Origin of the sequence: Candidatus Rickettsia tasmaniensis (assembly GCF_036857515.1) — a bacterium.
Taxonomy (GTDB): Bacteria; Pseudomonadota; Alphaproteobacteria; order Rickettsiales; family Rickettsiaceae; genus Rickettsia; species Rickettsia rickettsii.
This window is the reverse complement of the sequence record NZ_JAQCNX010000039.1, coordinates 1-10,278: the sequence shown is the minus strand read 5'-3', so window position 1 is coordinate 10,278 and position 10,278 is coordinate 1. Positions and strand designations below refer to the sequence as shown.

Below are 10,278 nucleotides of genomic sequence, written 5' to 3'. Positions count from 1 at the left end.
TTCAGTTTTTTCGTCATTGCGAGGAAATTACAAAGTAATTGACGAAGCAATCTCAGGAGTTTGTTGTTATTTCATGAGATTGCCACGCAGCCTATGGCTTGCAATGACGATTCGGTATCCACGCATCAACGCTTTCGCAATAATAACATCAAGTTATAAATAAAAAAAGGCCGAGTAGTAAACTCGGCCTTTTAGGATACTATATAATTAGTAAATAATTTTAGTGGTGTACAACTGTTACAGCTCTACGATTATAAGCAAAAGCTTCTTCAGCATTACCCATCATAGCAGGTCTATCTTTACCATAAGAGATTGTATTTAATCTGTTATGATCGATTCCTTTATGAGCTAAGAATTTTTTCGCTGCTGCTGCTCTTCTTTCACCTAAACCTAAGTTATATTCTCTGGTACCTCTTTCATCGCAATGTCCTTCAACAGTAACTTTTACTTCAGGATGCTTTGATAACCAGCAAGCTTGTCTCTCTAGTTCTTCTTTAGCCTTTGGTGACAAAGCAGAGCTATCAAAAGCAAACCATACTGCATTTCCTGCATGCTTCTCGAAATCTTTCATTAATGAAGTTTCTTCACCTTGGTTCATATTACCGTCAAATTGCGGTGCTCTTTTTGTTGTATTACACCCTGCAAGCACAAATAATGCAAGAAAAGCTAATGTAATTTTTGTTTTCATAATTAAACTCCTTGAGATTATAATTTATTGATATTGAATTCATTTTAGCTAGTCATAAAACTAAACTAACCAAAAGCTATGTGAGTTAGTATATATCATTATTTTATTAGTTTAAAGGCTAAAATATTATAAAATGCAATTACTCATGTATAAATGTGGTAAAAATATCATTTTTATAATACAAGTATATACTTTGGATAAATAGATAGATGAAGTTTAATGGGGAAAAGAGGAATCGATTTTGAAGCTTATAACCGCAGCGTACATAGAGGTAAGTGAGGATTCGAGTACAGGATCAACGTACAAACTACCCCTAGCAGTAGAGTTTCCGAAGATGTCTAATAAAACGAGTATATTCACCATCTAATGAATGCACTGCCCCAAGTAAGACCTGCACCGATAGCTGAAAATAGTAGAATATCACCTTTTTTTATTTTGCCTGATGCTTTGAGAGTACTCAAAGCAAGCGGAATAGAAGCAGCAGAGCAGTTAGCATGTTTTTCTACGGTTTTCACTACTTTATGCTCTTCTATATTTAATAGTTCAGCGAGTTTATTTATAATACGGATATTTGCTTGATGAGGTATAAAATAATCAATATCGCTTACACTGAATTGATTAGCATGCAGTAAATCTTTTATAGATTGTTGCATTTTTTCTATTGCATGACGAAATAATTTTTGCCCCTGCATAACTATTTTGCCACTAATACCGTTCATACTTACACCACCGTTTGTGTATAATATTTCATAATCAGCCCCGCTTGAGAAGATATTACTATCTATTAAACCGGAATCATCACTACTACGCTGTAATATTACGCTACCGGCCCCATCACCGAATAAAACGCAAGTAGTCCTATCATTCCAATCTAATAACGACGTCATTTTCTCGGCTCCTATAAGCAAAATAGTTTTATATTTACCTGATAAGATAAGAGAATTTGCTACTTGTAAACCATAAACAAAGCCAGCACATACTGCTTGTAAATCAAAAGACGGTATATTAGTTAAACCAAGATAACCTTGCAGCTTAGAGGCAACCGAAGGAAAGCTATTATCGGGAGTAGTAGTACATGTAATAATTAAATCAATATCATTTACCGATATCCCTGCATCTGCTATAGCTTTTTCAGCTGATTTTAAAGCAAGATGGGAAGTATATTCTGTATCACCTGCTATATGACGCTGCATAATACCTGTTCTTGTTCTAATCCATTCATCGTTAGTATCTACGAATTTTGCAAGCTCGTCATTACTAACTATTTTTGAAGGAAGATACCCACCGCAACCAATAATTTTACAGGTCATAAATCTTTTAGGCTACTTCTTCTTCAGTTTTAATTTTCTTTGTTACTACTGGACGATTATTATAAGTACCGTCGACTAAAGAAACGTGATGAGGAAGCTTATATTCACCGGTTTGAGAATCAACTATTACGTTAACTTTGCCAAGTGCTAAGTGCGAACGTCTCATATTACGTCTTGATTTTGATGTTTTTTTCTTTGGGACCGCCATTATTAGCCTCTCTAAATATAAATTAAAAAGTATTTGTCAAATTAGTGAAGCAGTATATTATAATCTTGTAATAAAATCTAGATAAAATTAAACTTATGAAAATTTTTATAACATACATTTTTAGTATATTAGCCTTTTTTTCCTTAAGCGGCTGCAAAACTATCGAAAATAGAGGGCAATCCATAGATGATTCGGCACTTGTAAAATTAGAGTCTAAAAAACTAAATAAAACAGAAGTCGTAGAGTTAATAGGTACGCCTACTATGGTACCGGAATATTCCCAAAATACCTGGTATTATGTTGAAAGAGTTATATCTCAAAGAGCTTGGCTCAATCCAAAAATTGAAAAGCAGAAGATAGTAAAAATTACGTTTGATGCTAATAATTTTATGCAGGAAGTAGTAGTAATAGATGATTCTCATAGACAAGATATAGAAATAGTCCATGAATATACTAGGACATATGGAACGGAACTTAACGGACTACAAAAATTTGTTAAAAATTTAGGCAGATTCAATAAAACCACTGACGGAAATAAAAACAAAAGCAAAAATAAGAAAAAGAGATAAGTACCTTAATCATCATTGCAAGATGGCTTATCTGTGTAGATACCTCATCGTCATTGCGAGCCATAGGCTGCGTGGCAATCTCATGAAATAACAACAAACTCCTGAGATTGCTTCGTCAATTACTTACGTAATTTCCTCGCAATGACGATTTGATACTCACGCAGGCGTAACACCAACACCCATAAAACAAACTATCTAATATGATTTCGATATTTAATAAATTAAAACAAAGTTTATCTAAAACTTCCAATAAAATATCGGAAGGTATCGACAAAATATTTTACAAGAAAAAATTAGATGCAGAAACTCTAGAAGAGCTAGAAGAGCTACTTATCTCAAGTGATATGAGTGTTTCGGTAGTAACTAATATTATTGAAGAGTTTAAAAAGGTAAAATTTGACAAAGAAATAGATAGTGATACAGTAAAAGAAGCCCTTGCTAAATTAATAGAGCAGCAGCTATCAAAATCAGAAATTCCCTTTACTTTAAGCGAAAATAAATTAAACGTAATTTTAGTTTGCGGTGTTAACGGAGCAGGTAAAACCACGACTATAGGTAAGCTTGCTGCAATGTACTCGGCGCAAGGGAAAAAAGTAGCAGTTGCAGCCTGCGATACTTTTAGAGCAGCTGCCGTAAATCAGCTAAGTACTTGGGCAGATAGAGCAAATGCACTACTTATTACCGGTGAAGAATCGGCTGACCCTGCGAGTGTTGCTTATCGCGGGATGGAAGAATCGATAAAACAAAATATCGATATACTTTTTATCGATACAGCAGGTAGGCTTCATAATAAGAAAAATTTGATGGATGAACTGTCTAAGATTATAAAAGTTATAAAAAAACTAGACGAGAATGCCCCCACTCATAGCATTTTAGTCATTGATGCTATTACCGGACAAAATACTTATAACCAAGTAGAACATTTTAATGATGCTACTAATTTGACGGGGCTTATCGTGACTAAACTAGACGGCAGTGCTAAAGCGGGCGTAATTGTCGGAGTAGTACAAAAATTTAATTTACCCTTATACTTTACCGGTATAGGCGAGAAGATAGAGGACTTAAAAATATTCAACCGACATGATTTTGCTAGAAATCTAGTGGGGTTGTGAGGTTTTGCTACGTCATTGCCCGCACGAATATTGAATCGTCATTGCGAGCAGCCACAGGCTGCACGGCAATCTCATGAAGTATTAATAAACTCCTGAGATTGCTTCGTCAATTGCTATGCAATTTCCTCGCAATGACGATTTAATTAAAAATAAAATCATAAAATGACTCAAAAAAATACCTTATTGCTCATAGACGGATACGGATTTGTTTTTAGAGCCTATTATGCACAACAGCCTTTAACTTCACCAAAAGGCGAGCCTGTCGGTGCTCTTTACGGTTTTACTTCAATGCTGCTAAAATTACTGAGCGACTTTAAGCCTAAACATGTCGCTGTAGTATTTGACAGCGGCGGGAAAAATTTTCGCCATCAGATTTATCCCGACTATAAAGCTAACCGCCCTCCACCCCCTGAAGATTTAATTGTACAATTACCTTTAGTTCGTGATGTTGCAAGTAACTTAAATTTTCCTATTCTAGAGAAGAACGGTTATGAAGCCGATGACATTATCGCAACCTTTGCTACTAAAACTGCTGCACTTGGCGAACATGTAGTCATTATCTCTTCCGATAAAGATTTATTACAGTTAATGACTGAAAACATCAAGATATATGATCCGTTAAAAGGGAAATATATTACGGAGGATGATGTTGTTAAAAAATTCGGCACTACTTCTGATAAATTACGTGAAGTAATGGCTTTAATCGGCGATAGATCGGATAATATTCCGGGTGTGCCATCTATTGGACCAAAAACTGCAAGTAGTCTTATAACCCAATTTGGTTCTGTAGAAAATATATTTAACTCTTTAGACCAAGTCTCAAGCGTAAAACAACGTGAAACTTTACAAAATTCAAGAGAAGCGGCGTTAATTTCATGGCAGTTAATAGGACTTGATTCTAATGTTGATTTAGATTTTCAGCTAAATAATTTAGAATGGTCACCTCCAAATAGCGATAAATTAACAGGATTTTTACAGGAATACGGTTTTAGATCTTTATATAAAAGAGTAGAAAATTTATTGGATATTAAAATTAATGACCACAAAGAGATAGCAGATAATACAGTAACGGAAATAAAAGAAATTAATAATGCTAATGAGTTAGCAGACTTTGCTAAAGAAGCCGAGAAAATAGGAATATTCGGGATATATTTATTACAGCATAAAGGAGCTAATCTTGCTTTTATTTTATCACTGCAAAACCAAAGCTATATTATTAAAATTTCAAACACTTCTCATGATCTATTTTCTTATAATACTAATAACAACTGGTTTTCGGATATAATCTTCAATTTACTAACCGATAAATCCATAAAAAAAATTGCTTACTCTCTTAAACCTCTACTTAAATTTTATGCAAACCAATCTCATAACATTACGGCTATAGAAGATTTAGAATTAATGCAGTATGCGTTATCTGCCGGTTTATCACAGAAAAATTTATTTAAAGAAGTTTTGAAAGAAACTTTGATAGAAAATATAATTATCGAATCAGCAAAAATAGTAATAAACTTTATCGCACTTTATAAGCAAACTATATTGGAGCTTAAAGACAACAAAACCTTTAGACTTTATAGCAACATTGATTTACCTATTTGTTTTATTTTAGATAAAATGGAGAAAGTGGGTATTACAGTAGATGCTAATTACCTAAAACAATTATCCGCTGAATTTGGAACAGCAATTCTAAAACTTGAAGAAGAAATTTTTGCTCTTAGCGGAACTAAATTTAATATTGGTTCACCAAAACAATTAGGCGAAATCTTGTTCGAAAAAATGCAATTACCTTTCGGTAAAGCTTCAGCTAAAGCAAGCTCTTACTCAACGGGAGCGGAAATACTAGAAAAACTTAGTGAGCATGGATATAATATTGCAGATTTGTTATTAAGATGGCGGCAACTGACAAAATTAAAGAATACCTACACCGATAGTTTACCGAAACAGATAGATAATATAACACATAGAGTACATACGACATTTTTACAAACTTCTACCACTACAGGAAGACTTAGCTCACAAGAACCTAATCTACAAAATGTACCTATTCGCTCTAGTGAGGGGCATCAAATCAGACAAGCTTTTATTGCTGAAGAAGGTTATAAATTAATATCTGCCGATTATTCTCAAATTGAGCTTAGAATATTAAGCCATATCGCAAATATAGATGCACTAAAACAAGCATTTATCAATAAAGACGATATCCATACTCAAACTGCTTGTCAGATCTTTAACTTACAAAAACACGAACTCACTAGCGAACATAGGCGTAAAGCAAAAGCTATAAATTTTGGTATCATTTACGGTATAAGTGCTTTTGGGCTTGCTAAGCAATTAAACGTTACTAACGGCGAAGCATCCGAATATATCAAGAAATATTTTGCTGAATATAAAGGAGTACAAGAATATATGGAGCAAACAAAAGCTTTTGCAAGTAGCAACGGCTATGTCACAAATTGCTTTGGCAGAAAATGTTTTGTACCTCTAATTCATGATAAAAAGCTTAAACAATTTGCAGAACGTGCGGCTATTAATGCTCCGATTCAAGGAACTAATGCCGATATAATTAAAATTGCTATGATCAATCTAGATCAAGAAATAGAAAAACGTAAACTTAAAACAAGATTAGTACTGCAAATTCATGATGAATTACTATTTGAAGCACCGATTGATGAAGTAGAAATTATAACACCTATTATTAAAAAAATCATGGAAAATTCTATTAATATGGATGTACCGATTATAACCGAAATTAGAGCAGGTAATAACTGGATGGAAATTCATTGAAGGTGTATCATTCCTAGCTAAAGGCGGCGTTATTGCATGACTTGATGTCATTCCTGCGAAAGCGGGAATCCAGTAAAGCATATAAAAAACTAGTTTTTTATATGCTTATTTTATCAAATATGTATGCTGTATTATATGTTGAAGTTATTTTTCTGGATTCCCGCTTTTGCGGGAATGACATAAAAAATCATATATTAATATAACATTTGAAGAATTTTAAAAGGAGCGTAATGTATGAAAAATTTTATATTCACGTCTGAGTCAGTTTCTGAAGGGCATCCGGACAAAATTGCCGATCAAATTTCAGATACGGTACTTGATGAGATTCTAAAACAAGACCCTAACGGTCGTGTTGCCTGTGAAACATTTGTAACAACCGGTCTAGTTCTAGTGAGCGGCGAAATTACTACTAGTACCTATGTGGATATTGAGCAAATAGTACGTAGCAAGATACAAGAAATCGGCTATAATAATCCAAATTATGGATTTGACGGTAGCTGTTGTGCTGTAATTTCAGCTATCATTAAACAATCACCCGATATAGCTATGGGTGTTGACAATGCAAATGACGATGAAATAGGTGCAGGAGACCAAGGTATGGTTTTCGGTTATGCCTGTAATGAAACGGATAGTTTCATGCCCGCACCGATTTACTACGCTCATTTATTAATGAAAAGGCAAGCATATTTACGTAAACAAAGTGTCTTGTCTTGGCTTAGACCCGATGCAAAATCTCAAGTCACGTTACGATATGAAAATAACAAACCAATTGCCATTGATGCAGTAGTTTTATCAACTCAGCATCATCCGGAAATACAACAAAAAGACCTTATTGAAGCAGTAATGGAAGAAATTATTAAACAGGCATTACCAAGCAATTTACTTCATAAAGACACTAAATACCTAATTAATCCAACGGGTCGGTTTGTTATAGGCGGTCCCGTTGCAGATTGCGGTTTAACCGGTAGGAAAATTATCGTGGACAGCTATGGAGGAATGGCAAGACACGGCGGCGGTTGCTTTTCTGGAAAAGATCCAACAAAAATAGATAGATCGGCTGCTTACATGGCACGCTATATTGCTAAGAATATAGTAGGAGCAGGACTTGCCGATCGCTGTGAAATACAAATATCCTACGCAATAGGCGTAGCTGCTCCCGTATCTGTTTATGCTGAAACTTGCGGTACTAGCAAATTAAGCAACGAACAAATTACTAAGCTCATAACACAGCATTTTGATATGCGTCCAGGAAGAATTATTAAACATCTTAAGCTTCGCACTCCATGTTATCAAAAAACGGCTTCTTACGGTCATTTCGGCCGAGAAGACGAAAATTTTACATGGGAACAATTAGATAAAGTAGATATATTGAGGTGAGTAATGATTGACATTTATTTATTCGTAATACATGATTATTTTTATCCCTGTTTAACTAATTAGTTAAAAATATGGCTGAGAATATAAATAATGATAGAAAGTTCGGTAACTTAGAAAAGTATGATAATCAACTTACAAATACTGCTCTAAAAGAGAATAACCAAAATAAGCTGAAAGAGCATTATGAAAATATCACTCAAGCCTTAAATAATGAGTATGAAGCAAAAGCAACTCAGTACTGCGAAATGCTTGACGATGCCCGTACCTATGATAAATCCATAAAAGATTATAATTTAGGCTCAGCTCATTTTATAACGGCTAGCGTATAAAGCTTTAAATCCTGACGAAAATACAGGTAAAAAATTAGACCATTTTATGGATGGCTTAGATGAGATTTATAAGCAATCCTTTTTAGTACGTAATTTAACTAACTCAACTGAATTACCACAAGCAGAACAGTTAAAAAAATTTTTAGAAAAAACTACAGATGAAATATATGATAAACTGCAAAAAACCGGAGAAGCATATTTATCATATTCTAATGCTCCTACTAATACAGGATTACATGCAAATATTATAAAATATTCTAAAGAAAACGGAAAAAATTATCGTATATATATAATGCCGGTGCTGGGGTAAGAGCAGATAATTCAAAGCTAAATCAAACACCAAAAGATCAATTATCTAAAATAAATGAAACAATAGAAGCAAGAAGTAAAGCAAAATTCAGTTCAATTAAATATGCACTCAAAAATCAAACAGATAAAGAAATAAAAGATAGTATATTTTCTATATTATCTATAAATGAAATAGAAGGAATAAAAGCTCATAATAACGAAATCAACAGATTCAAATCGGAGCAATTTATTAATCCAACAGCTGATTCAAGAAGAACAGTTACCGGACAAACTTTAGGGAATTGTAGTAGCAGGTCAATAAGAGAAGCTTTAAGAGACAATGTACCGGATTCAGAATTTCGTGAAATATATGATATTATTACACAAAATCAAGTATAACAAATAATATCAAACTTGGAAAGTGAACAAAAAAATTTAGCAAATATCTTAAATATACCTTTAATAAAACAACAAAGTATCTCAAATACAACTTATCAAAATCAATTTCAAAAAGATATTGCCAATTCAGCTACTAATTGTTTTGATACTTTTTTTTATAATGCAGGGCATACACCAAGCACAAAAGAAAAGTTATTTAATAAAGTTGCTAAAGAATCTAATTTAAAGTATATCAAGATTGATCTAGTAGATTTTTTATCTACTGTGTTTCCCTATAAGGACACTGATTTACCTATTACCGAGGATCTTTTAAAGCCTGTTATAAACCATATCCAAACTTGTTTTGAAGATCATGAAATCGCTCCCTCAAAAAAAGTTTTAGAAAATTAAAGATTATATAAATCTAACAAAGAACAAATCATTAAAGAGCTATCAGCAAAATGCTTAAATGATAAAGATGTAAATATACTTATCAAAGCACAAATACAAGCGAAAATACCAAACCGCCCGGCTATAAGATATTTTCCAACAAATGAAACAAAGTAATACTAACCCTAAACCGCTAGAGCTATCGGAAGAACATAAGAAATTGGATGATGTCATAAAAGATATGGCACAAAAATACAAAATGACTATACCGGAAGCAAAAGCATCCGAAGAAATCACTCAAATGGTCAAAGATTTATAGTAAAAATAAATTTAATGAAGAAATAACACCTATAAAAGCTCAAAAATTAGTAGATGAATTTACGCAGCAAACTCTAGATATTTTTGGAGAGAATAAATTAAGAGACTCACCTATAATTGAAACAAAAAACGAGCATATTAATATACCGCTCCCGAACGTAGAAAAACAAAAAACTACTAACCTTAACTTGGATACAATATACTCAAAAAATTCGCCTGTATCAAGCTTTTTGAATGACGCTGTACTTAAAGAAGAAAAACAAAATTTAGTAAATGCACTAATAACTGAAGTTAATAAAAATCTACCTAATAATACAGGAGTATTAGAAGATAAAAAACAAGAAGTTAAAACCGATAATATATTCAATAAAAATTCAGAACCTAAAAAACAAACTATCAAAAATAAATTTTATAAGTATTTAAGTAAATTAACGAGAAAATTGGGATTAAAATCCATAAGCAATTATTTTAAAGAATTAATTAAAGATCCAAATCTTGAGCAAAATATCAATTTAGAAAAAGAAGCA

The 10,278-nt window shown here is 33.0% G+C and carries 12 protein-coding genes and 1 pseudogene; 10 read left to right on the top strand and 3 right to left on the bottom strand.

The genetic code is table 11. The features are described 5' to 3' along the window. Window positions 1–220: 220 nt before the first annotated feature. Window positions 221–688 (bottom strand): peptidoglycan-associated lipoprotein Pal, encoded by a 468-nt coding sequence (pal, locus tag O6R16_RS07365; protein ID WP_499680631.1) that lies wholly within the window; start codon window positions 686–688, stop codon window positions 221–223. 253 nt (window positions 689–941) lie between these two features. Between pal and O6R16_RS07360 the strand changes: the two are divergent. After that, window positions 942–1,055: pseudogene (locus tag O6R16_RS07360) on the top strand (palindromic element RPE1 domain-containing protein); the annotation flags it as partial. Here O6R16_RS07360 and O6R16_RS07355 read toward each other — a convergent pair. Both O6R16_RS07355 and rpmF read right to left on the bottom strand, forming a co-directional pair. Next, window positions 1,045–1,998 carry a beta-ketoacyl-ACP synthase III gene (locus O6R16_RS07355; protein ID WP_499680630.1) on the bottom strand — a complete coding sequence of 318 codons (954 nt, stop codon included), beginning with the start codon at window positions 1,996–1,998 and terminating at the stop codon, window positions 1,045–1,047. The pseudogene O6R16_RS07360 and the gene O6R16_RS07355 overlap by 11 nt on opposite strands. Window positions 1,999–2,005: 7 nt before the next feature. Beyond that, window positions 2,006–2,206 carry a 50S ribosomal protein L32 gene (rpmF, locus tag O6R16_RS07350; protein ID WP_014014787.1) on the bottom strand — a complete coding sequence of 67 codons (201 nt, stop codon included), beginning with the start codon at window positions 2,204–2,206 and terminating at the stop codon, window positions 2,006–2,008. A 95-nt stretch (window positions 2,207–2,301) separates the two neighbouring features. Between rpmF and O6R16_RS07345 the strand changes: the two genes are divergently transcribed. The 9 genes from O6R16_RS07345 to O6R16_RS07305 form a co-directional block, all read left to right on the top strand. Beyond that, window positions 2,302–2,775 (top strand): outer membrane protein assembly factor BamE, encoded by a 474-nt coding sequence (locus O6R16_RS07345; RefSeq protein WP_499680629.1) that lies wholly within the window; start codon window positions 2,302–2,304, stop codon window positions 2,773–2,775. 200 nt (window positions 2,776–2,975) lie between these two features. Then, a complete protein-coding gene (gene ftsY, locus O6R16_RS07340) occupies window positions 2,976–3,887 on the top strand; it encodes a signal recognition particle-docking protein FtsY (RefSeq protein ID WP_499680628.1) in 912 nt (303 codons plus the stop codon). A 162-nt stretch (window positions 3,888–4,049) separates the two neighbouring features. Further along, on the top strand, window positions 4,050–6,671 hold the full coding sequence (gene polA, locus O6R16_RS07335) for a DNA polymerase I (protein ID WP_499680627.1): 2,622 nt from the start codon (window positions 4,050–4,052) through the stop codon (window positions 6,669–6,671). A gap of 234 nt (window positions 6,672–6,905) precedes the next feature. Further along, entirely contained in the window at window positions 6,906–8,048 is a 1,143-nt protein-coding gene (metK, locus tag O6R16_RS07330) for a methionine adenosyltransferase (RefSeq protein WP_499680626.1), read from the top strand. A 71-nt stretch (window positions 8,049–8,119) separates the two neighbouring features. Then, complete coding sequence (locus O6R16_RS07325) at window positions 8,120–8,377, top strand: hypothetical protein (RefSeq protein WP_499680625.1); 258 nt, start codon at window positions 8,120–8,122, stop codon at window positions 8,375–8,377. Between the two features lie 46 nt (window positions 8,378–8,423). Then, the gene (locus O6R16_RS07320) at window positions 8,424–8,687 is read left to right on the top strand and encodes a hypothetical protein (protein ID WP_499680624.1); all 264 of its coding nucleotides are present in this window, start codon (window positions 8,424–8,426) and stop codon (window positions 8,685–8,687) included. A gap of 392 nt (window positions 8,688–9,079) precedes the next feature. Continuing rightward, a complete protein-coding gene (locus O6R16_RS07315) occupies window positions 9,080–9,454 on the top strand; it encodes a hypothetical protein (RefSeq protein WP_499680623.1) in 375 nt (124 codons plus the stop codon). Window positions 9,455–9,596: 142 nt separating this feature from the next. Beyond that, complete coding sequence (locus O6R16_RS07310; RefSeq protein WP_014014793.1) at window positions 9,597–9,752, top strand: hypothetical protein; 156 nt, start codon at window positions 9,597–9,599, stop codon at window positions 9,750–9,752. A 229-nt stretch (window positions 9,753–9,981) separates the two neighbouring features. Then, window positions 9,982–10,278: hypothetical protein (locus O6R16_RS07305; protein ID WP_499680632.1), on the top strand; the 297-nt coding region annotated here is incomplete at its 3' end.